Below are 26,468 nucleotides of genomic sequence, written 5' to 3' on the forward strand. Positions count from 1 at the left end.
TGCTTGAAATTTTTAAAAACAATTATTTGTATCACTTAAACAAAAAAAGAGCCCTTTCAAAAAAAACTTGAAAGAGCTCTAAAAACACAAATTGTGTAAAATTAATTTTTATAGAAAGCATTTACGCCTATTCCTGCAGAAAGTGTTTTTATCAAACTGCCTTGTAGAGTATAAATCATCACTTTGCTTGGTCCGTTGAAATTGACATCAGAGATATAAACTTTGTCATCTATGATGTTAAGACCGTATAGGTATAATCCTGCCGTCTTAGTATATTTGAAAAGTTTAGTAGCTGTTGTGTTAGATGCTGTTCCTTTACTGTAAATATTACCTTCTGAATCTGCAAAATACAATTTGTTATCTGCGAATCTGAGTTTAGTAGCTTTTATTCCGGCTAATTTAGAACTGGTGAAAGTACCTGTCTTTGTATTAACTTCATAGATATAAGAATCTGTGTTTTCCGTAGAAAGAACATAAGCAAAACCATTAGCTGATATCATATCATTGATGATGCCGTTATCCGTAAGTGTAATGGTTTTATCAACTGCATTGGAAGTAGAATTGATTGTAGTAATTGTATGTCCGGATGGAATCTCGTTATAAGGCGGTGTCATCTCATAAGTAGAACCATCTGTCTGAACAATAATCTGATCTCCAACATTTACAATTTTTTCTGCGTATCTGTCAAAAGAAAGTTTTTTAACCGGAGCAAAAGTAGTAGCATTGTAAACATTGACTGCATAAGTGCTGAAAAAATCATTGCTTGTTACATAAACATAATTTCCTGCAAAAGCGATTCCTCTGGCTTGTTCTGCCTGGAATGTTGCTGTTTTCTTAAAAGTATAACGGTCTATCACTTCTACTTTGTTGGAGTTGTTGACTACAAGATAAGCCTTGTCCTCTTTGAAAGCTATAGTTTGCAAAACATCACCTAAAGGTTGATTGTCATTATTACTAGCATAGATATTTTCTGATAAAGTTGATAAGTCTGAAGATAGATAAGATACTTCTGCCTGGTTTTTGTTAAACCCACCTTCTACACCCATAAGAATCCCACCTTGATAAGCCCCTTTTATGATGTCGTTATCCATGATTTCGTCTTCATTACAAGCGGTTGTAAGAAGTAATGTTGCTGCAAAAAATCCTGTGAGTAATTTTCTGATTTTCATAATATATAGATTAAAAATTTAAATTCAAATGGATGGCAAAATTCCGTTTCGGCATATAATAACCGTAAACCGTTCTGTAAACTTTGTCTGTAATGTTATTGACTTTGAGACCTAATTTGACACCTCGGATGATTTCTATTGAAATACCTCCATTAATTACGGCGAATGATTCTAAAGCTAATTTTTCAGACTCTTCTGAATCGCTGAATATTTTCCCATTCCAGATACCCTGAGCAAAAATCTGATACTTTTTATAATGGTAAGAAAAATAACCACTTAGGTTGTGAAAGGGAACGTATGGAAGTTGTTTTTTCAGTTTCTGATCAGTAGATTGCGTATATGAGTAGGATATTTGTGTTTCAATGTGATGATTATTTTTGACATAATTATATCCAACTTGTGATTCCAATCCCCAAGATTTGACTCTGTCTGTATTGGCGGCTTCATACATTCCGGTAATATTTGGAAGCCATCGTATCATGTCTTTGATGTCCATAAAGTAGGAAGTGACGAAAAGTTTCCAATTTTTCAACTTTATGGTTTGAGCTAATTCTGCCTGATGTGAAGTTTCTGATTTTAAATTCAAATTGCCTCCCTGTACCCAATACAAATCATTAAAACTAGGTGCTCTGAAATTTTTTGACAGATTCAATTTTACCTGATACCAAGGTTTTGCTTGATAGCTTGCTCCCGCAGAAAATAAATAAGGACTACTGAAGCCTTCTACAAAATCTTTCTTGACCCCCACTTCCACAAAAAGGTTTTTCAGTTCATTATTTCGGTACAAAACGGCTATAGAACCTTGATTTCTATTAGCCGGCAATCTTTGGGTGTTGAAGTTTTCAGAAGTGAGGTAATTGTATTCTAAAATGGTGTTGAAAGAAGATTTTTGAGTTAGTTCATAATTAAAATCTGATTTTAAAATATATTGTTCAGAAGCGCCACTGCTTTGAGAATCGTTTTTTGTAGAATTTGAAAAGTACTGATAGTCATCAGTTAAATACGCAATTTTAAATTCGTTGCTGAGTTTCCTGTTTTTTAATTTCCAACCAAGTAAACTGCGGAAATTTTGGGTTTGATATTTTGTTGGTGTAGAAAACTCAGACAAAAGCGCATAGTTTTGAACACCGTCATACAGTTGAGTTTGCCAATAAAGTTCATTGTTTGGGGATATTTTGTAGGCAATTCCCAGATTGAAAGCAGAATTCTGATAAGCTCCATTTCTGTTTTTGTAATATTTTTCTTCCACTTCATACTCATTTTCACTTTGAGAATGGTTGATGTTAAAATTAAAACTGAAATTCTCATCGCTATATTTAGCAGATGCCAGCGAGTTAATTGTTGCAAAAGAACTATATTCCGAAAACAAATTCCCTCTAAAACCTTTATTATAATCCAGAATATTGTTGAGATGAATAGAGCCTCCAATTGCACCGCTTCCATAAACCACACTTCCCCCGCCATATTTAACTCCGACATTTTCATAACTCAGCGGACTCAAAGTATTAATGTCGCCTTGACCAAGGAAAACAGAATTGATATTAATTCCGTTCCAGACAAAAGCGGTTTGTTGTGCGGTTGTTCCACGAAAAGATGGTGATGATGTTGCGCCACGACCATTTTCCTTAATGTAAATGTTAGATTGAAAACGTAGTAAATCCGATAACGATGTGGAATTTTGTAAAATCTTATCAGAGTTAATGTTTTCAATTTTCGCAGTTTTAGATACTTTTCTGTACTGATTATCAATCAATACAGAATCTATCAATGTTTCCTGAGCGGAAAATTGATTCAGTAATAAAAGGAAAAAGAGCGCAAAAACAAGTTTTTTCATAATCTGCCTTTCCACCGAAAGCATCTTTATTTAAAAATTTATCTCTGGCAGGTCTCCTGACTTTCGCTGATTTTGCGCCTTCTCATCCTTTTTAGAACAATGGCAAGATTGCAAGATACATTTTAGCGATCTACAGTTGCGGGGACAGTTGAAGAATTGCACTTCATTCCCATTTTAATCCGAAAATATCGGAACCAAATTTTTTGCAAATATAATAAAGTTGAGTCTATATTTTTAATAATTCTTAAAATTGAAATTCTCCAATCTCAGGTTTACCATTTGTTTTATAATAATTTTCCAATGGTTTTGGAAAAGATTTTTCATCAGCTTGTTTTTCTGTTACGATGATAAAATCATTATCAGAAGCGAACTTTTTAAATTCTTTCTGGGAATCTATTTCAACGAGATTGATTTCTATTGAAAGATTTTTATGCGTCAGTTTATGATTAATTATTTTTGAATTGATAATATAACCATTCCAATTCTCAGGAATCAAAATCGGGAATTCATACAGTTTCTTCCAAATGAAGTCATTGCCTCTTTGTTTGATAAGGAATTGATTTTTATGTTTCACAAAGAGATATTTCAAACTCAAATCAGAAACTTTTACTTTTTTCGTTTTCACAGGAAATTCTGAAACTCTTCCGGTTTGGAAAGCAATGCAATCATCATTAACAGGGCATTCTTCGCAAAGTGGATTTTTCGGTTTGCAAATCTCAGCACCAATATCCATTATCGCCTGATTGAAGTCTCCGGATTTATCATCAGGCATAATTAACAAAGCTAAATTAGAAAAATATTGAAAAGCCTTCGAACTAGAAATATCAAAATCATCAGCAAAAATCCTCGACAAAACTCTATAGAAGTTCCCATCAACAGCAGGAACTTTTTCATCAAAGCATATACTTGCAATCGCAGCAGCGGTATATTTCCCGACACCTTTTAATTTTAGAATATCATTATAATGATTGGGAAACTCACCATTAAAATCTTCAATAACTTGATGCGCGGCTTTATGCAGGTTAATCGCTCTGGAATAATAACCCAAACCTTTCCAATATAATAAAACGTCATCTTCAGAAGCTTGATGAAGTTCCTTTACCGTCGGAAATCTTTCTATAAATCTAAGATAATGACCGAGTCCTTGTTTTACCTGCGTTTGCTGCAAAACAATTTCACTTATCCATATATTATAAGGAAGCTGGTTTTCTCTCCAAGGAAGATGTCTGGCATTCTTATCATACCACTTTGTGAGCTTTTTTCCAATGTGAAGAAAATCAGCATTTTGTTTGTTTGTTTTCAAAAATATGTCTTATATTTGCACACCAAAAATATAAAGAATTTTAGAAAATGACAAAGGCAGAATTGGTAAACACCATCTCGAACAAGCTGGGAGTAGAAAAGAATGATACACAGAAAGTTATCGAAGCTTTTATGCAAGAAATCAGGACCTCTATGTATAATGGAGATAACGTATATTTAAGAGGATTCGGTTCTTTTATTATCAAAACTAGAGCAGCTAAAACAGGTAGAAATATTTCTAAGAACACAGCTATAGAAATCCCTGCTCACAACATTCCTGCTTTTAAACCTTCAAAAACTTTTGTAGAGAAAGTTAAGACTAAAGTTGCAGTAAAATAAATTAGTTGAATATTAACAGTATAAAAAATATATAAATTATGCCAAGCGGAAAAAAGAGAAAAAGACACAAGGTTGCAACTCACAAAAGAAAGAAAAGAAGAAGAGCAAACAGACACAAAAAGAAAAAATAATCTGTATTTTTTCAGTCTTAAACATATTAAATATAGTTGGCACTTTGCCAGCTATATTTTTGTTTTATATTTACAACCTAATCCTTAATAAAAACCTTTTTATGAAGTTATGAAGAAAGAACTGATTATTTCCAATGAGGGAGATGCTTCAAAAATAGCTTTGTTGGAAGATGGCCGTCTTTTTGAGCTTCACGAGCAAGAGACGAAGTCAGATTTTGTTGTAGGTGACCTTTTTCTGGGCAAAATCAAAAAATTGGCGCCCAATCTTAATGCAGCTTTTGTAAACATCGGGACAGACAAAGACGCATTCTTGCATTATCAGGATCTTGGTCCTCAGTTCCTATCTTACCAAAGATTTCTGAAAAATACGATATCGAAAAAACAACAATCTCCCAGCCTTAAAAGTTTTGAAACTGCTAAGGATATAGATAAAATGGGAACTGTTGACAAAGTTTTGACGGCGGGCGACCTAGTCCTTCTTCAAATCACCAAAGAACCAATTTCTACAAAAGGACCGCGTATCTCTACGCAAATCTCACTTACAGGTCGTTTTTTGGTTTTGATTCCTTTCGATAACAAAATTTCAATTTCCAAAAAAGTAACCGACCCCGAAGAAAAAAATCGTCTGAAAACATTGATAGAAAGTATCCGTCCGGAAGGTTTCGGCGTGATTATCAGAACGGTTGCAGAAGGGAAGAAAGTAGCTGAACTTCACAATGATATGAATCAGTTGGTAAAAAAATGGGAAACGACGTTTAAGAATATTCAGAAAAATAAGGTTCCGAGTAAGGTTTTGAGTGAAGAAGATAAAGCGTCTTCTATCCTTAGAGATAACTTTAACCAGGATTTCGTAAGCATTATTTGCGACGACGAAAAAATGGTGGAGGATATGAAGTCTTACATCGAAGTTATTGCGCCGGAACGTAAGAATATTGTTCAGTTTTATGATTCTCATATTCCTTTGATGGAGTATTACAATGTCGAGAAACAATTGAAACAAAGTTTTGGAAAGCACGTGAATATTCCGGCTTCCAAAGGTGCTTACCTTGTGATTGAGCATACAGAAGCGCTTCACGTTGTAGATGTGAATTCTGGAAACAATATCTCATCATCTTCTACCAACAAAACGCACGCTTTGACTGTCAACAAAATGGCAGCGACGGAAATTGCAAGACAATTGCGACTTCGGGATATGGGCGGGATTATCGTGGTAGATTTTATCGATATGGTGGATCCGGAACACAGAAAAGAGCTTTACGAGCATTTCCGAGACGAAATGAAGCGTGATAAGGCCAGACACAAGATTTTACCTCCTTCCAAATTTGGTCTAATCCAAATGACAAGACAACGTGTCCGTGCCGAGAAACACATCGAGACTTCTGAAGAAAACCCCAACAAAGATGGAGAAATTATTGCTCCAATCGTAATTGTTGAAAAAATGGAGGATTCTATCAGAACTATTATGCAAAAAGAAAAAGGAAAACTATACTTACACGTGCATCCTTTTGTAGAAGCTTATCTTACAAAAGGTCTTGCCAGCATCCAAAACAAGTGGTTTTTGAAATACAAAAAATGGGTGACCGTGATTCCGAGAGATTCTTTCAAGATGTTAGAGTTTCATCTCTATAACGCAGAGAAAAAGGAATTGATGAGTTTCTCTAATTAAAGAAAATATTAAAACAGACTTTTTAGGTCTGTTTTTTTTATGCTCAAAATTGATTAAGCATATTTGTTTTAAAAATAAAATTTCCTTTAACTAATATTTAACTTCCATATTCTGTTATTTAATTATAATTATGATATTTTGGTCATAACTTTGATACATAAACTTAAATTAAAAAATATATGTCAGGAAAAATTTTATGGATAGATGATGAGGTAGATTTGCTAAAACCACACATTGTTTTTCTCGAAAATAAAGGTTACAACGTTACTCCGGTGAATAATGTGAATGAGGCGTTGGAAATGATAGAAAAAGAAAAATACGAGTTAACATTTCTTGACGAAAATATGCCCGGAATCTCCGGTTTAGAAGCGATTCCCATGATTAAGGAAAAAGACAATGCGCTTAAAATCGTAATGGTTACGAAAAGTGAAGAGGAGCATATTATGGAACAGGCGATTGGTTCTCAGATTTCAGATTACATTTTGAAACCTGTAAATCCAAATCAAGTTCTTCTGTCATTAAAGAAAATTCTACAAAGCGAATCTCTAGTTGAGCAAAAAACAATTGTAGATTATCAGCAAGAGTTCCGTAACTTGAGTATGGAATTGTCATATCTAAGAACATATCAAGACTGGGCAGAATATTACAAGAAAATCTTAAGCTGGGAAGTTAAGTTTGATAAAGTTTCAGATAATGAGTTTGCAGATTTGCTTCAAAATCAAAAAGAAGAAGCGAACATTCAATTCTCAAAATTCATCGAGAATAATTACGAAGAATGGCTTCACAGCAATGAGAAACCGATGATGAGTCACACACTTTTCAAAGACAAAGTGAAACCAGAATTGGAAAAAGAAAAAGTTCTTTTGCTGATGATTGATAATTTGAGATACGATCAGTGGAAAGTCATAGAACCTCTGTTCACCAAGTTCTACAACAAAACTTCCGAGGATTATTATTTCAGTATTTTGCCAACAGCGACACAATATGCAAGAAATTCTTTTTTCGCAGGTTTGATGCCTTCTGAAATCGAAAAAAGATTCCCAGAATATTGGTTCAATGATAACGAAGAAGGTAACAAAAACGAGTACGAGAGAGATTTCCTGGAAGACCAAATGAAGCGTTTGGGACTATCTAGCAAATCAATGAAATACCTGAAAATCCTGAATTCCGACTTTGAAAGAAAAATTTTAGACGATTTCAACCAACATAAGAACAATGACTTACTAGTTATCGTTTACAATTTCATCGATATTTTGTCTCATGCAAAAACAGATAATAATATTGTCAATCAATTAATTAGAGACGATAAAACCTTCAGGTCTTTGACATATAATTGGTTCGAGAACTCATCTTTGCTGAAAATTATCAAGACTGCAGCAGAAAATGGATTCAAATTGGTCATTACAACCGATCACGGCACAATTTATGTTAAAAAACCTAGTAAGGTAGTTGGCGACAGAGAAACGTCAACTAATATAAGATACAAAACCGGACGAAGTTTGACTTATGAAGACAAAGATGTTTGGGCGATTAACAATCCCGACAAGCTTTTTCTACCAAAAGGCAACCTAAGTTCCAAATATATTTTCGCCAAGAACAATATATTTTTAGCATACCCGAAGAACTATAATCACTTTGTAAATTATTACAAAGATACTTATCAACACGGGGGAATTTCCTTAGAAGAGGTCATCATCCCGATAAGCATACTAGAACCCAAGTAGTTTTTTCATAGTTTATTTGATTTGGGTTTATTGGGCGGAAAGAGGCAACTTTTTCCGCCTTTTTTATATATTTTTGTGAAAATTAAATTAACACTATGAAATTAATATTACAAATTTTCACATTGCTTCTGAGTATGAATGCTTTTTCACAAAATTTCAAACCAGCAGAAATAACATTAGAAAATAATTCAAAAATTTCTGGTTTAGTATTCTATAATGCACCATACCATACGCCACAATCCTTTAGATTTAAAGCTTCTGAAACTTCTGCAGAAAAAATTTTTAATAAAAATGATATCAAAAGTGTAAATATTAATAACTACGGAGAATTTGTGAAGACTGATGTGGAAATCTCTAGACACGATGAAGCTCAGAATAAAATTTCATATAATGGGAAATTTAATATTCAGAAAGAAAACTTAATCTTAGAGATTTTAGTTAAGGGAACTAATACGCTTTATAAGTTTGTGGATGAAAAAAATACGGCATTCTTCTATTCTGCAAATGATGGTTTGATGAAATCACTTTTTTATAAAGAGTATTATCATCCTGATAGTGAGAGTATAATTGTTAAAAATAATGAGTTTAGAACTGATTTGAAAAATTTAGCTTGTAAAGATGCTTCTGTGAATTATGTAAAATATTCTGATTCAGAACTTATTAAGTTTTTTAAAAAGGCTAATGAATGCGCCGGAGATACTTACCAAACTATTAAAAAAGATTATACTAAAAATTATCTAAAAGTTGTAGCAGCAAAAAACTTTGGTAAAGAGAAATATGATATTTATGATGTTAAAAGTTCTTATACTTTTGGATTAGAGTTTGAACGTAATATGCCATTTGTGAATAATTCTTTTTCAATTGCTTTTGCTGCAAATTATACAATATTTGATAGAGATGAAGAAAAGACAGAGATTCATTATGCTAATCTTGCTAATCAGTTTGAAGTTGCATTAATGTTAAGATTTTATCCTTTAAATACTAAAAAATATAAAGTTTTTGTGGGGGTTTATGCATTTGATTGGTCGATGAGTAATTATGTTACAAGAACATTCTATTCAGGTAATCCTATAGTAAAAGAGAATGCATCACAATTATTAACTCTTAATAATATAGAAGCAGGTTTCCGTTATAAAGATTTTGAAATTTTCGGATTACTAAATATTAGTCAAAATTATTTACAAAGAAATTCAGCATCAATAGGTCTTAAATATAACTTACCATTTGTAAAATAATGAGAATCATTTCCTACAACGTCAACGGAATCCGCGCAGCATTTACAAAAGATTTCCTTGGTTGGCTGGCTGTCGCCAGTCCAGACGTTATTTGCATCCAAGAAAGCAAAGCTGGAAATGACCAAATCGATATAGAAAGTCTGGAGAAATTAGGCTATCACAGCTATTGGCATTCTGCAGTGAAAAAAGGTTACAGCGGAGTAGGAATCGCTTCTAAAGTAAAACCAAATCACGTAGAATACGGTTGCGGAGTAGAAAGCTACGACAACGAAGGGAGAATTATGCGCGCAGATTTCGACAGTTTTTCTGTGATTTCTGTTTACATTCCTTCTGCTTCCAATATTGAGAGATTAGATTTCAAAATGCAATTCTGTTTTGATTTTTTGGCTTACATCAAAGAACTCAGAAAAACCATCCCGAATCTAATTATCAGCGGCGATTTCAACATTTGCCACGAAGCGATTGATATTCATAATCCAATCGGTTTAGCAAACACTTCTGGTTTCCTACCAATGGAACGAGAATGGATGACCAACTTTATGATTGAAAATAGTTTAACAGATAGTTTTAGATATTTTAATGACCAACCGGACCAATATTCTTGGTGGAGCTACAGAGCTGGTTCCAGAGCAAGGAACAAAGGCTGGCGTTTGGATTACAACTTTGTCTCCGAACCTTTAAAAGAAAAAATGACCCGCGCCGTGATTCTCCCAGAAGTCAAACATTCTGACCATTGTCCAGTTCTTGTAGAGTTGAGCTTATAGATAATAAATAATAATCGATAATTAATGTTTCATCGGCGATTATTTCATCTAATTTTATAATTTATCATTCATCAATCATCATTTATAAAAATCGTGCACGAGCAAATTAATCTTATCATAGAAATCTTGGGAACTATTTCCTTTGCGATGTCGGGCAGTTTTGCCGCGATGCAAAAACGTTTAGACCCATTTGGCGTTTTGATTATTGCATTTGTAACATCTGTTGGGGGAGGAACAGTGCGGGATTTGTTGCTAGACGTTCCCGTTTTTTGGATGACAGATATGCTGACTTGTGGATTGATTTTCACCACTTGTGTGTTCTCAATGATTTTCAAATCGATTGAGAAAAATTTTAAAGTAACGTTATTTATTTTTGATAGTTTCGGCTTGGGATTGTTTACCATTATTGGTGTACAAAAAGGTTTGAGCACAGGTTTTCATCCTTTGATATGCTTAACATTAGGAACAATCACGGGGTGTTTCGGGGGGATTATTCGTGATATTTTGCTAAACAGAATTCCGTTAATCTTCCGAAAAGAGATCTATGCGACTGCTTGTATCGTAGGTGGAGGAACTTTTCTTTTGTTGTCAAAATTCACAACGCTTTCTTATACATTGGTTCAGATTTTCACAATTCTGTTGATTGTTACCATCAGAACGCTCGCCGTAAAATACCATTGGAGAATCCCGAAATTTTATGGTTACGAAAGTAACGAGGAAATGTAACCCCGAATCCGTAGCCCTGATTGTAGTGAAAATCCTTTTTTGCTTGCACTTCTTTCACTTTTGATGGATAAATCTTGATGCAAAAAAGATTGCAACGGAAAGCAGGTTCCCGGCTCCTAAATATTGGAAGTTTAAAGTTCTATGTTTAAGGTTTTTATATTTTTTAATTCAAGCTATTGAACATCGAACTTTTTTTATATCTTTGCAAACTTAAACATTTAACCGGGACGTGTTCCCACAAATTTAAAATTTATGTCAGTAAAAATCAGATTACAAAGACACGGTTCGAAAGGAAAACCTTTCTTCCACATCGTAGTTGCGGATGCAAGAGCTAGAAGAGATGGTAGATTCATCGAAAAATTAGGTACTTACAACCCAATTACAAACCCTGCAACTATCGACTTGAATGTTGATTCTGCTGTAAAGTGGTTAAACAACGGAGCTCAACCAACTGATACTGCAAGAGCTATCCTTTCTTACAAAGGTGCTTTGTACAAAAAACACCTTCAAGGTGGTGTTGCTAAAGGTGCTTTTGACGAGGCTGAAGCTGAGAAGAGATTCGCTGCTTGGGTTGAGGCTAAAGATGCTAAAGTACAAGGAAAAGTTGAAGGTTTATCTACTGCTAAAGCTGATGCTAAAAAAGCGGCTCTAGAGGCTGAAGCTAAAGTAAACCAAGCAAGAATTGATGCTGCTGCTAAAGCAGAAGCTGATGCTAAAGCTGCTGAAGAGGCTGCTAACGCGCCTGCTGAGGAAGTTGCAACAGAAGAAGCTGCTACTGAAGAGCCAACTGCTGAAGCAGAAGGAACTGAAGAAACTCAGGCTTAATTCTTTAACAAAAGATACAAAACAAAGACACGAAGTTTTCGTGTCTTTGTTGTTTAATAAAAAATCAATTTGTTTCCCCAACCCTAAAGGGAGCAAATTAATTTTTGACTTCGTCGAACCACTTCGCCAGGTTTCTACCTTCCTTTTGGTTGGGGAAAAGAAGAAAATTAATTTTTTGAAATAATGAGAAAAGAAGATTGCTATTTTTTAGGAACAATTACCAGAACACACGGATTACAAGGGAATGTTATCTTAAAACTGGATACAGATCAACCTGAGATGTACAACAAATTGGAATCGATTTTTGTGGAAGTCAATGGTTTATTGGTTCCTTTTTTTGTGGAAAAACAGACCTGGTCCAAAGCCGACACCAAAATTATCTCTTTCAAAAATTCTTCCGAAGCCTTGGTGAATCAATCGATTGGAAAAGGTGTTTATCTTCCGCTCTCTACTCTACCGCCACTGACTGGAAAAAAATTCTATTACCACGAAGTAATTGGTTTCGAAATCCGTGAAACTGATGGAAAAACCTGTGGAAATATCGTTTCTATCAATGACCAAACGGCTCAAAATTATTTCATTCTAGACCTTGCCGGAAAAGAAATTATCATCCCGATTATCAAAGACTGGATTTTGGAAGTAAATCGTGAAGAGAAATTTATCCAAATGTTTCTGCCAGAAGGTTTGATGGATGTTTTCTTGGTTCCTTCTAAAAAGGATGAGTAAAGAACATTAACACGAGAGCTATTGGAACGCAGCTTTATCTGCATTTTTTATTACATTTGCAATCATTAATTTTAAACCATCAAACACCATTGTTTAAATGGTGTATTTCGATTTGAAAATATATTTTATCTAAAGATGAAAAGACAGACAATTAAAGACCTTTTGGCAGATTACAAAAAAGTATTGCATCACGACATCACCGTTCAGGGTTGGGTTCGTGCGTTTCGTTCCAATCGCTTTATCGCATTGAATGACGGTTCTACGATTAATAATTTGCAAGTTGTAGTAGATTTTGAAAATTTCGACGAAGAAACTATCAAGAAAATCAATACTGCTTCGTCTTTGAAAGTTGTAGGTGAAGTTGTGGAAAGCCAAGGTGCTGGTCAAACTGTTGAAATCATCGCTAAGAAAATCACTGTTCTTGGAGATAATTTCTTTGACGAATTACAGGCAACTATTCTTCAGCCTAAGAAACATAGTTTGGAGAAGTTGCGTGAGCAAGCCCATTTGAGATTCAGAACCAATTTGTTTGGCGCAGTTTTCAGAGTGCGTCACGCTGTGAGTTTTGCAATCCACTCTTTCTTCAATCAAAATCAGTTTTTTTATATCAACACACCTGTAATTACGGGAGCTGATGCAGAAGGTGCTGGCGAAATGTTTGGTGTTACTAATTTTGACCTTGATAATATTCCAAAAACAGAAGAGGGTGACATCGATTTTTCTCAAGATTTCTTCGGAAAGAAAACCAACTTAACGGTTTCCGGACAATTGGAAGGTGAAACAGCTGCTATGGGATTGGGAAGAATTTATACTTTCGGACCAACTTTCCGGGCAGAAAACTCCAACACAACGCGTCACTTGGCTGAGTTCTGGATGATTGAGCCAGAAGTGGCTTTCAACAATTTGGAAGATAACATCGATTTGGCAGAAGATTTCTTGAAATATGTTATTAAATATGTTCTTGATAACTGCAAGGATGATTTAGATTTCCTTGATAATCGTTTTGCTGAAGAACAAAAACAAAAACCAGAAAAAGAAAGAGCGAAAGAAGGTCTTATCGAAAAACTGGAAAATGTGATTGCAAAAAGATTCAAGAGAGTTTCTTATACAGAGGCAATTGAAATCTTGTTGAATTCTAAAGAAAACAAAAAAGGAAAATTTGTTTACCCTGTTGAGAAATGGGGAACAGATTTGCAGTCTGAGCACGAAAGATTCTTGGTAGAAAAACATTTCGAAAGCCCAGTTGTTTTGTTTGATTATCCGAAAGAAATCAAAGCTTTCTATATGAAACTGAACGATGATAATAAAACCGTAGCAGCAATGGACGTTCTTTTCCCAGGAATTGGAGAAATCATCGGAGGTTCTGAAAGAGAAGCAAGACTGGACGTTCTGAAAACTAAAATGGCAGAAATGCACGTGGACGAAGAAGAACTTTGGTGGTATATGGATACAAGAAGATTCGGTTCTGTTCCACACGCTGGTTTCGGATTAGGACTGGAAAGATTAGTTCTTTTCGTAACAGGAATGACCAACATCCGAGATGTGATTCCTTTCCCAAGAACGCCTAAAAATGCAGAGTTTTAATTAAAATAAAAATAAACACTAAAAAATCCTTCGGTTTAAACTGAAGGATTTTTTTATAGTAAACAAAATTTAAAATTGCTAAATTTGAAAATACTAAAAAAAATAAATCATTAATGAAAAAATTAAGTTCTTATCTTTTGACAGTCGGAGCCACATTTTTTATGGGATATCACTCTACTGCCCAAACCACATCTCCAAGTAAAAAGCAGCAAACAACATCTACAGTCCAAGAGGATAATGGAATCAATCTGTCATATATGGACAAGTCCGTTAGACCTCATGATGATTTCTACAATTATGTGAATGGTGGTTGGATGAAAACCGCCGTCATTCCTTCTGATAAACCAAGTTGGGGTTCATTCAACGCTTTAAGAGAAGATGTAGATGTAGCGTCATTGGATATTTTGAGAAAAATTCTTTCAGAAAAATTCAGTTCAAATTCTGAAGGCGAAAAAATCCAGGCACTTTATGGAACTTTCATCGATTGGAATAAGAGAAATGCTGAAGGTATCAATCCTATCAAATCTCAACTAGCGAAAATCGATGCGATTAAAAATGTAAAAGATTTACAGAAATATCTTATTGAAGCTACACCTGCAGGCGACAACCCTTTTTATGGATGGCGAGTTGGTGCAGATATGAAAAACTCGGTAATGAATGCAGTATATCTTGGCGGACCAAGTTTAGGTTTGGGTAAAGACTATTATCAAAAAGTGAATGAAGCCAACACCAAAACATTAGCTGAATATAAAAATTACGTTGCTAAACTGGAAACAGTTCTTGGAAATAAAACTCCTGATGCAACTGCTCAGCAAATTGTAGATTTTGAGAAAAAATTAGCGCAAGACCTTCTCACTCTGGAACAAGGTCGTGATGCCAATTTACGTTACAATCCAAAAACAATAGAGGAATTAAAACCACTAGTAAAAAATGTTAATCTTCCAAGTTACCTAAAATCAGTTGGAGTTAACACAGAAAAAGTGATTATTGGCGAGTTGAAATATTATCAAAACATGGACTCTTGGATGACCGATAAAAACATTGGACTCATCAAAGAGTATATGAAGTACGACCTTTTGAATAACAACGCAGGAAATCTGGACCAAAACCTTGATAACACCCGTTTTGATTTTTATTCCAAATATTTGCAAGGTCAACAAGAACAGCGTTCTATGGAAAAACGTGGACTAGGCGTAATCAATGGTGTTTTGGGAGAAGCTTTTGGGAAATTGTATGTTGAGAAATATTTCCCAGCACAAGCCAAACAAAAGATGGAAACTTATGTAGATTACATCAAAAAGTCTTTCAAACTTCACATAGAAAATCTAGAATGGATGTCGCCTGTGACGAGAGAAAAAGCTTTGGAAAAATTATCAAAATTCAAAGTGAAGATTGCTTATCCCGATAAATGGAAAGATTATTCTAAATTAAATTTGCAATTGACTTCCAATAATGGAACTTATTACAACAATCTTGAGAAAATCTCTGAATGGAATTACGCAAAAAATCTTGACAAAGTAGGAAAACCAGTTGATAAAACAGAATGGGGAATGTCGCCACAAACTGTCAATGCTTATTACAGTTCTTCCAACAATGAGATTGTTTTCCCAGCAGCGATTTTGCAGCCTCCGTTTTTCAATTTCAATGCAGACCCAGCGGTTAACTTTGGAGGAATTGGTGGCGTAATTGGTCACGAGATTTCTCACGGATTTGATGATAGCGGATCAAGATTTGACGGAGATGGAAACCTTAATAATTGGTGGACAGAAAGCGATAGAAAGAACTTTGATGAAAAAGTAGGACAACTGGCAGCACAATATGATAAATATGAACCTGTAGCAGGAAGTTTTGTCAACGGAAAATTCACAAGTGGAGAAAATATTGGAGACTTAGGCGGAATTAATGTGGCTTACACAGCTTTGCAAATGTATCTGAAAGACCACGGAAATCCCGGAGAAATCAGCGGATTGACGCAAGACCAAAGATTCTTTATGAGTTGGGCAACTGTATGGAGAACCAAATCTACAGATAAATATATGACCAATCAGGTAAAAACTGACCCACATTCGCCGGGTTATTACAGAAGTTTTGGACCTTTGGTTAATATGGATGCGTTCCAAAAAGCATTTGATATTAAACCGGGAGACAAGTTGTATGTGGCTCCTGAAAAACGCATAAAAATCTGGTAAAAAACCAAAGAAAAAACCTTCAGAAATCCTGAAGGTTTTTTTTACGTTAAATATCATTCATCAAAAATCGTGCTAAACTTGTTGTTTTTAAAAAATATTTTTCTAACTTCGTAAAGTTGACATTAATCGACAAACACCAAAAATTATGCTAAAGCAAAATCTACAAATGCGACTTGGCCAAAAATTGGCCCCTCAACAGATTCAGTTGATGAAGTTGATTCAGCTTCATACGTTGGAATTTGAAGAAGAACTAGAAAGAGAGTTGGAAGAAAATCCTGCTTTAGAAAAAGTGGCGGACGAAAATTCTGAGGAAGAATACTCCAAAACTGACGAAGAATATGAAAGCGAAGGCAACGAAAGCATCGAAACCGATTTTGATGTTGATGAATATCTTTATGATGACGAACCAAGCTACAAAACTGCGAGCAGCAACTACTCTGCCGACGATGAAGAGTTCGACAATCAATCTTTATTAACGGAAGGACAATCGCTTTATGATTATCTTTTAGAACAAATCAGACTTTCAAACATCGATGACGAAGATTTGAAAATCGCTGAATATATTATCGGAAACCTTGATACAGATGGTTACCTAAGAAGAGAAATCAAATCTATTGTTGATGATTTGGCTTTCTCACAAGGGATTTATACAACCATTGAAAAAGTTACTGATGTTCTTGAAAACTACGTACAAAAACTCGACCCGCCAGGTGTTGGAGCGAGAGATTTGCGAGAATGTTTGCTTTTACAGATTGAGAAAAAAGTAAGCTCTGATTCTGCGGTTATTTTAGCAGGAAACATTTTGAGAAATCAATTTGATGCATTGGCAAACAAGCATTACAACAAGATTCTTCAGAAATATGATATCGAAGAAGAAGATTTGAAGGAAGCTTTGGACGAAATTTCCAGATTATCTCCAAAAGTTGGTGGAAACTTCGACACGCAGACGATTACAATTAATCAAGAAATTATTCCAGATTTTGTGATTCAAGTTAAGGACAATCAGGTTATTCCATCTTTGAATAACAAAAATGCACCTACCCTTCGAGTTTCTGATGAGTACAAGGAGATCCTTTCGACTTATTCTCACGATAAAAAGTCAACAGAGCACAAGCAAGCTGCACTTTTCATCAAACAAAAACTGGATGCTGCAAAATGGTATATAGACGCTATTAATCAACGACAAAATACTTTACTGCAAACCATTACTGCGATTGTGAAACTTCAGAAAGATTATTTTATTTCTGGTGATGAGAAAAACATCAAACCAATGATTCTGAAAGATGTTGCTGATATTACAGGCTTCGACATTTCCACAATTTCCAGAGTTGTGAAAAGCAAATACGCTGACACACCAAACGGAATTGTTTATTTGAAAAACCTATTCTCAGATTCATTAACCAATGATGAAGGCGAAGAAGTTTCGACTAAAGAAATCAAAATGCACCTTCAGGAAGCTATTGATAAAGAAAACAAGAGAAAACCTTATACAGACGACGCTCTTGTAGGAATCTTGAAAGAAAAAGGTTACAATATCGCAAGAAGAACGATTGCAAAATACCGCGAACAATTGAATATCCCAGTCGCAAGATTGAGAAAAGAATTATAAAACACAACCTCGGAATTATTTTTCGAGGTTTTTTATTGAAATTTAAGATAGAATAATTATCAAAGTTGAAATATTGTTAACATTCCATTAAAGTTATTTAGAAAGATTACAAACTGTATTTTTCTGACATTTCTCAATGTTATATGATTCAACTATTTTCTAAATTTGTGGAAATTCAAAATAACAATAGAATTATGGCAGGGATTACGTCTTCTATAGGCAGAAAATATGCTATGGCACTTTCAGCAATGTTCTTGCTGATTTTTTTGGTGATGCACTTATCCACCAATATGATTTCCATCTTTAGCGAAGACAGTTTCAACGCTGCTTCTCATTTTATGGGATACAATCCTGCGGTTCAGTTTCTGATGCAGCCAATCTTGATTTTTGCAGTTGTTTTCCACTTCGTGATGGGATTCATTCTGGAAATCAGAAATAACAATGCAAGACCAGTGAAATATGCAATGAACCAAGGTTCTGCAAATTCTACCTGGATGTCTAGAAATATGATTATTTCCGGAGCAGTTATTTTGGCTTTCATCGCGTTACACTTTTACGATTTTTGGGTTCCAGAAATCAGTTATAAGTATATCCAAGGAAACAATCCTGATGAATTGAGATATTGGGAAGAGCTACACCACAAGTTCCACGATTTGTGGAGAGTTGTTCTTTACGTTGTTGCATTTGTATTATTAGGTCTGCACTTAGCACACGGATTCCAGTCTTCTTTCCAATCAGTTGGAGCAAGACATCCAAAGTACACACCTTTTATCAAAGCTTTCGGAAACTGGTATTCTGTTATCATTCCTGCAGGTTTTATCATCATCGCAATTTATCACTTCGTTACTCAATAATAAAAAATAAATTATGAGTTTAGATTCAAAAATTCCTCACGGTCCACTTAAGGACAAATGGAAAAATCATAAAGACCATATGAACTTGGTTGCTCCAAACAACCGAGACAAAATAGACATTATCATTGTTGGGACAGGATTAGCTGGTGGCTCTGCTGCTGCGACTCTTGCTGAACAAGGTTACAACGTAAAAGCTTTCTGCTACCAAGATTCTCCGAGAAGAGCACACTCTATTGCAGCTCAAGGTGGTATTAACGCTGCTAAGAATTATCAAGGCGACGGAGACTCTACTTACAGATTGTTTTATGATACAATCAAGGGTGGAGATTATCGTGCGAGAGAAGCTAACGTATATAGATTAGCTGAAGTTTCAGCTAATATTATTGACCAATGTGTTGCGCAAGGTGTTCCTTTTGGTAGAGAATACGGCGGACAATTGGATAACCGTTCATTTGGTGGAGTTCAGGTAAAAAGAACTTTCTACGCCAAAGGACAGACCGGACAGCAGTTATTATTAGGAGCATATTCTGCAATGAGCCGACAAATCGGTAAAGGCAGAATCAAAATGTATAACCGTCACGAGATGCTTGATCTTGTAATTGTAGATGGAAAAGCAAGAGGAATTATCGCAAGAAACCTTGTAACTGGAGAAATCGAGAAGCATTCTGCACACGCAGTTGTAATTGCTTCTGGAGGTTATGGAAATGTTTATTTCCTTTCTACCAATGCAATGGGTTCCAACGTTTCTGCAGCTTGGAAAATCCACAAAAAAGGAGCGTATTTCGCAAATCCTTGCTATGTTCAGATTCACCCGACTTGCATTCCTGTTCACGGAACTCAGCAGTCTAAATTGACTCTAATGTCAGAATCTCTTAGAAACTCTGGAAGAATCTGGGTTCCTAAAAAGATTGAAGATTCTGTTGCTATCAGAGAAGGGAAGCTTAGACCAGAAAATATTAAAGAAGAAGATAGAGATTACTATCTTGAAAGAAGATATCCTGCTTTTGGAAACTTGGTACCGAGAGACGTTGCTTCCAGAGCTGGAAAAGAAAGATGTGATGCAGGTTTCGGAATCGAAAATAATGATACGAAAGAAGGCGTTTACCTAGATTTCTCAACAGAAATCATGAAAAAAGGTAAAGAAGCCGCTATCGAAAAGCATATTCATAATCCAACTGACCAGCAGATTTATGACCTTGGTAAAGCATGGATTGAGGAGAAATACGGTAACTTATTCGTAATGTACGAAAAGATTACTGCTGATGACCCTTACAAGACACCAATGAAAATCTATCCAGCGGTTCACTACACAATGGGTGGTGTTTGGGTTGATTATAACTTGCAATCTACAATCCCTGGATGTTTCGTAGTTGGAGAAGCTAATTTCTCAGACCACGGAGCAAACAGATTGGGAGCATCTGCTTTGATGCAAGGTTTGGCAGACGGTTATTTCGTTCTTCCTTACACTATTGCAGATTATCTTTCTGCAGATATTAGAACTGGAAAAATCTCTACAGACACTCCAGAATTCAACAATGCTGAAAAAGAAATTAAAGATAAAATCGATTTCTTCTTAAATAATAAAGGAACACATTCGGTTGACCATTTCCACAAAAAATTGGGACACATTATGTGGAACAAAGTAGGAATGGGAAGAACGCCTGAAGGTTTGAAAGAAGCTATCAAAGAAATCGAAGAAGTTAGAAATGATTTCTGGAAAAATGTAAAAGTTCCTGGTGATGCTGATAACTTGAATCCAGAATTGGAAAAAGCGTTCAGAGTTGCAGATTTCTTGGAATTAGGACAATTGATGGCAATTGATGCGCTTAACAGAAATGAATCTTGCGGAGGACACTTCCGTGAAGACCACTCTACTCCGGATGGAGAGGCAGAACGTGATGATGTGAATTACAAATATGTTGCCGCTTGGGAATATAAAGGTATGGACATCAATCAGTCTTTGCTACATAAAGAAGACTTGGTGTACGAGAACATCGAAGTTAAAGCAAGAAGTTACAAATAATCTCCATTCAAAAATATATAAAAATGAGTGCAAAAAAAGGCTTAAATCTTACGCTGAAAATTTGGAGACAAAAAAATAATAAATCGAAGGGACAATTCGATACCTATAAAATTTCTGATGTTTCTACAGATTCTTCATTCTTAGAAATGTTGGACATCCTAAACGAGCAATTAATCAACGAGGGAAAAGACCCAGTTGCGTTTGACCACGATTGTCGTGAAGGTATCTGCGGAATGTGTTCACTTTACATCAACGGTAGAGCGCACGGTCCAGATACAGGAATCACCACTTGTCAGCTGCATATGCGTCATTTCAAAGATGGCGAAACGATTCACATCGAACCTTGGAGAAGTGCTGCTTTTCCAGTGATCAAGGATTTGGTGGTTGATAGAAGTGCATTCGACAGAGTGATGGCTGCAGGTGGATTTGTTTCTGTAAACACTTCAGGAAACACTTTGGATGCGAACGCTATTCCTGTACCTAAAGAAGATGCAGACAAAGCGATGGATGCAGCAGCTTGTATCGGTTGTGGTGCTTGTGTTGCAACTTGTAAAAACGGTTCTGCAATGTTATTTGTAGGTGCAAAAGTATCTCAGTTCGCATTGTTGCCACAAGGTCGTGTAGAAGCAAAAAGAAGAGTTCTGAATATGGTAAAAGCAATGGACGAAGAAGGATTCGGAAACTGTTCCAACACCGGAGCTTGTGAGGTTGAATGTCCAAAAGGAATCTCTCTGGAAAATATCGCAAGAATGAACAGAGAATATGTTACAGCAAAACTTTCTACAGCTAATTCTTAAGATTTTAAATATCTGAAATATAACAGTCCGGTTAATTAATTTTAATCGGATTTTTATTTGGACAGCTTAATCCGTCTTCCGCTCCCAATCTTTTCACTTCACTTCGTTGCGTAAAAAGGATTTCCGCTCAAGCCGGGCTGCGGAATTCTGTATAAAAACAACATCTGTCAATAAACACAAAGCTTGTCATTCAGTAGGAAACCAAACAAAGTGGTTCGACAAAGTCAATTTATACTGAGAGATTCCTACGGAATGACAATATGATGTTATATTGAAATCTATAAAATTTGGTAAATCTGCTAGAAATAATTACAAATCAAAAACACTAGGTCTTTTAGTCACAATGCAGTCTTTGATCCAAAGCATAAATGCAAGACCAAGATAAAAAAGAAAGAAAATCCCAGCAGTTGCAAACGTAGAATAGATAAAGAAAACGCGCAATTTAGAAACAGGAATTCCTAATTTGGTTCCGTATCTCGTCAAAACGCCAAACCATTCTCTTTCCATTTTATGGCGCAAACCATTGATAATTTTAGGCTCTTTCATTTTCTTTAATCTGATTAATCATCACTCTTCAACAACTGAAAACCAACACTGCAATTTAAGCATTTTTTATGATTGCAAAATAGTTTGTATTGATAGAGAAAAGCTTGTGTCTTCAACGCATTTTCGAATTTCATTCCTAACTGTTTCCATTCATCCAAAACAGAATTTTTCTCAGGTTTCATCAGTTTATAAAAATCAAAAATATCATCTACTATTTCCGGATTATGATTTTTATGATAGAAATATTTCAACGGCAAAATCGTATTAATGATAATCAAATCAATAAAATCCTGACTAAGATATTTCTTACTTTCAACTGTCGAAACTTTTCCAAAATTAAATCGATTATCCCAATATTCCGAAGCTTTGACATTTTTGAAAATATTGTACAAGTCTTCAATCGTTTTGGCTTCAATCAGTTTTGAGAAAAGATTAGGCTGAGAATGATAAAGATTGGCTAATTGTGACAATCTTATAGTTGGGAAATTCGGAGGACGAAGTTTGGAGAATTTGGGATGAATTATGATATCTGATAAATTAAATTTCACTTTTAAGAAATCAAATTCACGTTTCCAAATTTGCATTATTTCATCTTTTGACTCATCCAAAAATCCACAGATTCCAAAGAACAATGCTTCTAAATGAATATCATTTTGTTTAATTTTCTGAATCACGGAAAAGTCCAGACTTTCCGCCATTTGAAGAAAAATTTCTGCATTCACTTTCAATCCGAAAGTATAAACAAGATTTTGAAATAAAACTGCTTCATAATTATTTTGATTATTGTTAAGTGATTCTTGGAAAATTTGAACTTTGGCTTCCAACTTTTTGAGTAAAACAGTTTCTTCAAAAAATAACGGAATTTTATTCTCATCAAACAACTCTTCACAAGCTATAAAAGAATGTTCAGCTTTCAAATTCTGATGTTTCTGAATCAATTCTACATCAATATAACTTTTGAGTTCCAAAGTCGGAATGTTATGTTGGTTCAATTCCGGAATATCACAATCATTAATGTAAACGGCATGAAGAATTAGATTCTCAAACTCAGGATTGCCAGAATGGTTATGGAAAAACCAATCGGACGCTTTGGTATGAATCTCAATATTTCCTGCAAAAATTATATCATCAATTTTAATTTTGGCAAAGAGAAAATCCGGACCAGAATTTTTGTTCCACTCTCCGAATTCTAATATTTCGATAACACGTCCGTCTGCCGAGATGAAATCGAATCTGCGAAATTTTTTGTAATTCCAGATATATTGCAATATGTCTTCATTCATCTGTGTTATAGTTTTTAAATTCCAGAAATAGAAAACCCTTTCAGAAATTGAAACTCTGAAAGGGTTAAGTTAAGAAAAATTCCGAAATCTAAAGTAAATTGAACTCTAAATTAATTTTCTGAATTTATTAGTTTAGAATGTTCAAATCTGGTAATAGTATATTCGTACATCTCTATGTAGAGTGGTAAAATGTTTTTAAGATCAAATCTAAAGGCCTGTTCTTTTGCATTATTTTTCATTTCTTCGAGAAGATTATCATCACTCAACAATTTGATGCAATAATTTGACATTGCTTCTACATTTCCAGTTTCTGCTAAAAATCCAGTTTCACCTTGGATATTAACTTCTGGAATCCCGCCTGCATTACTGCTAATAACCGGCGTTCTAGCAGCCATTGCTTCCAAAGCTGCTAAGCCAAAACTTTCTTGTTCAGAAGGTAAAAGGAAGACATCGGAAAGTTGTAAAATTCTGTATAAATCGTTGACTTTTCCAAGTAATTTGATTTCGCCAATCAGTTCTGGATTATTTTCCATAAACTCAGAGATTTTTTCCATTTCCGGACCTTCACCAATGATAATCAGTTTTGACTTGACTTTCTTATTAACATTTTTGAAAATCTCCAAAACATCCTGAATTCTCTTAACCGGACGAAGATTGGAAACGTGAATCAGGATTTTTTCATCATCACTCGCAAATTGCTTTCTCTGGCAGGCATTTCCCTTTTCATCAAAAACAGAATTATCTATAAAATTGGTTATCACTTGGATATTCTTTTGAATATCAAAAAACTGCAATGTATCTTTTTTCAAACTTTCTGATACTGACGTAATTGTATCACTTTGATTGATAGAAAATTCGACAGCATGCTTGTAACTTGGGTGCTGTCCTACCAAAGTAATATCTGTCCCGTGAAGCGTCGTCACCAAAGGCACATCTTTCTGTTCTGCCTTCAACATTTGCTTAGCTGTAAAAGCAGCATAAGCATAAGGAATCGCATAATGAGCGTGGAGAATATCCAATTTATAAAGATTCACAACTCGGTAGATCATCGATGACAATGCGATATCATAAGGCTGATATTGGAACAGCGGATAAGTCTGAACGTTGACTTTATGGAAAAAAATATTTGGATTGGTAACATCCAAACGTGCCGGCAACGCCGAACTGATGAAATGAACTTCAAAACCTTTGTCTGCTAGAGACATTCCCAATTCTGTTGCTACAATTCCGCTTCCGCCGTAAGTTGGATAGCAAAGTATTCCTATTTTCATTTTTTCTTGTACAATGTATTATGTAAAAAGTATAAAGACTTTTTTTTACTTTTTAAAGCGTAACAAATTTACTCCATTACTATCTTAGAATTTTTCGTTTCTGAACTATTTTTTCTATCAGTTTTATTTTGAATTTTCGCTTCTACATCCATTCCTAATCCGAATTTCAAATTATCATTGACCAAAACCGGAAGTCTTCCTGAGATTTTTGTTTGTCCGAGAAGTCCGTTTGCTGTTGCTTTCATCGCGTCGTCATTATTTTCATAAGAAACCAAAACTGTAGAAATTTTAGAAATATCCATATCTTTCAAAGCATAAGGACTTCCAAATACATCCAGCATTACATTTTGATTTTTGCTTAATTCTAATAAAATTTTCTTGCTTGCATCAGAAATTTTGTATGGTTTGTAAGCTGTAGAATTATCTTTATGGAAACCAACAATCACTTTTGAATTAGCTGGAATTGTATTGATTTCATTAGCTTTTTTAACAATTACAGTTGTTCTTGTATTGATTTGATTAAGGAAAGTTTCATAAGGTGCTTCTTCTAACGGAACGTAATAGTACGTTTCTTTACAATCCAAGGGTAATAGCTTTTTGTCGTCTTTGATTAATGTCAAAGCATTCGCATACATTTTTTGAACTAAAGCCGAATGTGAGGCATTATTCAAATCCTCGTTCACATTTACAGGATTGATATTGTTGTACTGATTAAGACCTAAATAATACTTAGTCAAAAGAATTTTTTTAACACTCTCTTCTACTCTACTTTGTTGGATTTCGCCATTATCAATCGCTTTTTGAATCAGTTTTTTTCCTGTAGCAACATCCTGTGAAAACAACATAATATCATTTCCTGCTTTGAAAGCCATCGCATCCAATTCTCCCGCTTTGAATTTATTAGCAACAGCGCCCATATTAAGCGCATCGGTAATAATCAAACCTTTGTAACCTAGTTTTTCTTTCAAAAGTCCTGTGACAATTTTCTTAGAAATCGAAGCTGGAATTCCTTTATCACTTTCCAAAGTCGGAACATAGAGATGCGCAACCATAACACCGCCAATTCCTTTATTCATCAAAGCTTTGAAAGGTGCTATTTCGATTTTTTCCAATCTTTCTAAGTTGTGAGAAACAACAGGCAGATCCAAATGCGAATCTGTATCTGTATCGCCGTGACCTGGGAAATGTTTAATTGCTGCAAGAATTCTGTTATCCTGCAAACCGTTCGAATAAGCCAAAGCAGAATTCACAACATTATTGACATCCGAACCGAAACTACGGTTTCCAATAATCGGATTATTTGGATTGGTGTTCACATCCACAACAGGTGCAAAATCCCAATTGATGCCCATTCTTTGGCAATCTTCAGCAATTTTCGCAGTCATTTCGTAAATCAGGTTTTTATCTTGAATCGCTCCCAAAGCAATTGCCCAAGGATATTTGTGTGCTTTTGCTATTCTTTGGAAAACGCCCCATTCTGCATCCATTCCGATCATCATTGGCACTTTTGATTGGGACTGAAATTCATTAACTAGATTGATTTCTCTTGCTGCATCGTCCTGCATCAGAATCAACCCACCGATTTTTTCATTGGTTATAATGTTTCTAACTTGGTTGATATGAGCTTCATCTTTGTTTGTGTAAAGTGCTACAATAAAAAGCTGTCCCAGCTTCTCATCCTGCGAAAGTGAGTTGTAAGTTTTATCTACCCAATCATTGGCTTTTTTAATCTCCGAATTGGAAATATTTTTAGGTTGATACTGGGTGAAATAAAATGGCGAAATAAAAGTTATTATAAGAAGACTTAACCTTTTCATATTTTGAAAATCTAAAATTTAGAAAGTTTCCATAAAGATATTAATTCCTCGGAA

The 26,468-nt window shown here is 34.9% G+C and carries 21 protein-coding genes and 1 riboswitch; of the genes, 14 read left to right on the forward strand and 7 right to left on the reverse strand.

Translation table 11 applies throughout. The features are described from left to right. Positions 1-101: 101 nt before the first annotated feature. The 3 genes from V7P73_RS07960 to mutY form a co-directional block, all read right to left on the reverse strand. Positions 102-1,169, reverse strand: coding sequence for a hypothetical protein (locus V7P73_RS07960; protein WP_333852505.1), 1,068 nt, complete (start codon positions 1,167-1,169; stop codon positions 102-104). A 10-nt stretch (positions 1,170-1,179) separates the two neighbouring features. Further along, the gene (locus V7P73_RS07965) at positions 1,180-3,003 is read right to left on the reverse strand and encodes a TonB-dependent receptor (protein WP_333852506.1); all 1,824 of its coding nucleotides are present in this window, start codon (positions 3,001-3,003) and stop codon (positions 1,180-1,182) included. 29 nt (positions 3,004-3,032) lie between these two features. Then, positions 3,033-3,217: riboswitch (cobalamin riboswitch) on the reverse strand. A 30-nt stretch (positions 3,218-3,247) separates the two neighbouring features. Further along, on the reverse strand, positions 3,248-4,306 hold the full coding sequence (mutY, locus tag V7P73_RS07970; RefSeq protein ID WP_333852507.1) for an A/G-specific adenine glycosylase: 1,059 nt from the start codon (positions 4,304-4,306) through the stop codon (positions 3,248-3,250). A gap of 47 nt (positions 4,307-4,353) precedes the next feature. Here mutY and V7P73_RS07975 point away from each other — a divergent pair, with 47 nt between their 5' ends. From V7P73_RS07975 to V7P73_RS08040, 14 genes are all read left to right on the forward strand, one after another. Then, a complete protein-coding gene (locus V7P73_RS07975) occupies positions 4,354-4,644 on the forward strand; it encodes an HU family DNA-binding protein (RefSeq protein WP_027383593.1) in 291 nt (96 codons plus the stop codon). A 240-nt stretch (positions 4,645-4,884) separates the two neighbouring features. Further along, positions 4,885-6,441 carry a ribonuclease E/G gene (locus V7P73_RS07980; RefSeq protein ID WP_333852508.1) on the forward strand — a complete coding sequence of 519 codons (1,557 nt, stop codon included), beginning with the start codon at positions 4,885-4,887 and terminating at the stop codon, positions 6,439-6,441. Positions 6,442-6,620: 179 nt separating this feature from the next. Continuing rightward, entirely contained in the window at positions 6,621-8,165 is a 1,545-nt protein-coding gene (gene porX, locus V7P73_RS07985) for a T9SS response regulator signal transducer PorX (RefSeq protein ID WP_333852509.1), read from the forward strand. A 95-nt stretch (positions 8,166-8,260) separates the two neighbouring features. Continuing rightward, a complete protein-coding gene (locus V7P73_RS07990) occupies positions 8,261-9,400 on the forward strand; it encodes a hypothetical protein (RefSeq protein ID WP_333852510.1) in 1,140 nt (379 codons plus the stop codon). Then, positions 9,400-10,164, forward strand: a complete 765-nt coding sequence (locus tag V7P73_RS07995) for an exodeoxyribonuclease III (protein ID WP_333852511.1) — start codon at positions 9,400-9,402, stop codon at positions 10,162-10,164. Before V7P73_RS07990 ends, V7P73_RS07995 begins: the two co-directional genes overlap by 1 nt. Before the next feature lie 93 nt (positions 10,165-10,257). Beyond that, the gene (locus V7P73_RS08000; protein ID WP_248878354.1) at positions 10,258-10,890 is read left to right on the forward strand and encodes a trimeric intracellular cation channel family protein; all 633 of its coding nucleotides are present in this window, start codon (positions 10,258-10,260) and stop codon (positions 10,888-10,890) included. Between the two features lie 252 nt (positions 10,891-11,142). After that, positions 11,143-11,715, forward strand: coding sequence for a 30S ribosomal protein S16 (locus V7P73_RS08005; protein WP_120213955.1), 573 nt, complete (start codon positions 11,143-11,145; stop codon positions 11,713-11,715). A 183-nt stretch (positions 11,716-11,898) separates the two neighbouring features. Then, positions 11,899-12,441, forward strand: coding sequence for a ribosome maturation factor RimM (gene rimM, locus V7P73_RS08010; RefSeq protein ID WP_333852512.1), 543 nt, complete (start codon positions 11,899-11,901; stop codon positions 12,439-12,441). A gap of 135 nt (positions 12,442-12,576) precedes the next feature. Further along, the gene (gene asnS / locus V7P73_RS08015; RefSeq protein WP_333852513.1) at positions 12,577-14,025 is read left to right on the forward strand and encodes an asparagine--tRNA ligase; all 1,449 of its coding nucleotides are present in this window, start codon (positions 12,577-12,579) and stop codon (positions 14,023-14,025) included. A 113-nt stretch (positions 14,026-14,138) separates the two neighbouring features. Continuing rightward, a complete protein-coding gene (locus tag V7P73_RS08020; RefSeq protein ID WP_333852514.1) occupies positions 14,139-16,214 on the forward strand; it encodes a M13 family metallopeptidase in 2,076 nt (691 codons plus the stop codon). 145 nt (positions 16,215-16,359) lie between these two features. After that, positions 16,360-17,823 carry an RNA polymerase factor sigma-54 gene (gene rpoN / locus V7P73_RS08025; RefSeq protein WP_333852515.1) on the forward strand — a complete coding sequence of 488 codons (1,464 nt, stop codon included), beginning with the start codon at positions 16,360-16,362 and terminating at the stop codon, positions 17,821-17,823. Between the two features lie 194 nt (positions 17,824-18,017). Beyond that, positions 18,018-18,677 (forward strand): succinate dehydrogenase cytochrome b subunit, encoded by a 660-nt coding sequence (locus V7P73_RS08030; RefSeq protein ID WP_333852516.1) that lies wholly within the window; start codon positions 18,018-18,020, stop codon positions 18,675-18,677. 10 nt (positions 18,678-18,687) lie between these two features. Beyond that, positions 18,688-20,700 (forward strand): fumarate reductase/succinate dehydrogenase flavoprotein subunit, encoded by a 2,013-nt coding sequence (locus V7P73_RS08035; protein ID WP_333852688.1) that lies wholly within the window; start codon positions 18,688-18,690, stop codon positions 20,698-20,700. A gap of 23 nt (positions 20,701-20,723) precedes the next feature. Continuing rightward, a complete protein-coding gene (locus tag V7P73_RS08040) occupies positions 20,724-21,497 on the forward strand; it encodes a succinate dehydrogenase/fumarate reductase iron-sulfur subunit (RefSeq protein ID WP_333852517.1) in 774 nt (257 codons plus the stop codon). Positions 21,498-21,806: 309 nt separating this feature from the next. On the opposite strand, the gene V7P73_RS08045 is transcribed toward V7P73_RS08040, so the two are convergent. The 4 genes from V7P73_RS08045 to V7P73_RS08060 form a co-directional block, all read right to left on the reverse strand. After that, complete coding sequence (locus V7P73_RS08045) at positions 21,807-22,043, reverse strand: PspC family transcriptional regulator (RefSeq protein WP_376746201.1); 237 nt, start codon at positions 22,041-22,043, stop codon at positions 21,807-21,809. Between the two features lie 14 nt (positions 22,044-22,057). Next, positions 22,058-23,326, reverse strand: a complete 1,269-nt coding sequence (locus V7P73_RS08050) for a DUF2851 family protein (protein ID WP_333852518.1) — start codon at positions 23,324-23,326, stop codon at positions 22,058-22,060. Between the two features lie 110 nt (positions 23,327-23,436). Continuing rightward, positions 23,437-24,597, reverse strand: coding sequence for an N-acetyl-alpha-D-glucosaminyl L-malate synthase BshA (gene bshA / locus V7P73_RS08055; RefSeq protein ID WP_333852519.1), 1,161 nt, complete (start codon positions 24,595-24,597; stop codon positions 23,437-23,439). A gap of 68 nt (positions 24,598-24,665) precedes the next feature. Then, a complete protein-coding gene (locus V7P73_RS08060) occupies positions 24,666-26,414 on the reverse strand; it encodes a glycoside hydrolase family 3 protein (RefSeq protein WP_333852520.1) in 1,749 nt (582 codons plus the stop codon). Positions 26,415-26,468 lie beyond the last annotated feature (54 nt).

Source organism: Epilithonimonas sp., assembly GCF_036780765.1.
In the GTDB taxonomy this organism is placed as follows: domain Bacteria; phylum Bacteroidota; class Bacteroidia; order Flavobacteriales; family Weeksellaceae; genus Epilithonimonas.

Bases quoted from the DNA above. Each gene is read 5' to 3' on its own strand.
- V7P73_RS07960 (WP_333852505.1), bottom strand. From the start codon at position 1,169: ATGAAAATCAGAAAATTACTCACAGGATTTTTTGCAGCAACATTACTT.
- V7P73_RS07965 (WP_333852506.1), bottom strand. From the start codon at position 3,003: ATGAAAAAACTTGTTTTTGCGCTCTTTTTCCTTTTATTACTGAATCAA.
- V7P73_RS07975 (WP_027383593.1), top strand. From the start codon at position 4,354: ATGACAAAGGCAGAATTGGTAAACACCATCTCGAACAAGCTGGGAGTA.
- V7P73_RS07980 (WP_333852508.1), top strand. From the start codon at position 4,885: ATGAAGAAAGAACTGATTATTTCCAATGAGGGAGATGCTTCAAAAATA.
- porX (WP_333852509.1), top strand. From the start codon at position 6,621: ATGTCAGGAAAAATTTTATGGATAGATGATGAGGTAGATTTGCTAAAA.
- V7P73_RS07990 (WP_333852510.1), top strand. From the start codon at position 8,261: ATGAAATTAATATTACAAATTTTCACATTGCTTCTGAGTATGAATGCT.
- V7P73_RS07995 (WP_333852511.1), top strand. From the start codon at position 9,400: ATGAGAATCATTTCCTACAACGTCAACGGAATCCGCGCAGCATTTACA.
- V7P73_RS08005 (WP_120213955.1), top strand. From the start codon at position 11,143: ATGTCAGTAAAAATCAGATTACAAAGACACGGTTCGAAAGGAAAACCT.
- rimM (WP_333852512.1), top strand. From the start codon at position 11,899: ATGAGAAAAGAAGATTGCTATTTTTTAGGAACAATTACCAGAACACAC.
- asnS (WP_333852513.1), top strand. From the start codon at position 12,577: ATGAAAAGACAGACAATTAAAGACCTTTTGGCAGATTACAAAAAAGTA.
- V7P73_RS08020 (WP_333852514.1), top strand. From the start codon at position 14,139: ATGAAAAAATTAAGTTCTTATCTTTTGACAGTCGGAGCCACATTTTTT.
- rpoN (WP_333852515.1), top strand. From the start codon at position 16,360: ATGCTAAAGCAAAATCTACAAATGCGACTTGGCCAAAAATTGGCCCCT.
- V7P73_RS08030 (WP_333852516.1), top strand. From the start codon at position 18,018: ATGGCAGGGATTACGTCTTCTATAGGCAGAAAATATGCTATGGCACTT.
- V7P73_RS08040 (WP_333852517.1), top strand. From the start codon at position 20,724: ATGAGTGCAAAAAAAGGCTTAAATCTTACGCTGAAAATTTGGAGACAA.
- V7P73_RS08045 (WP_376746201.1), bottom strand. From the start codon at position 22,043: ATGAAAGAGCCTAAAATTATCAATGGTTTGCGCCATAAAATGGAAAGA.
- V7P73_RS08050 (WP_333852518.1), bottom strand. From the start codon at position 23,326: ATGAATGAAGACATATTGCAATATATCTGGAATTACAAAAAATTTCGC.
- bshA (WP_333852519.1), bottom strand. From the start codon at position 24,597: ATGAAAATAGGAATACTTTGCTATCCAACTTACGGCGGAAGCGGAATT.
- V7P73_RS08060 (WP_333852520.1), bottom strand. From the start codon at position 26,414: ATGAAAAGGTTAAGTCTTCTTATAATAACTTTTATTTCGCCATTTTAT.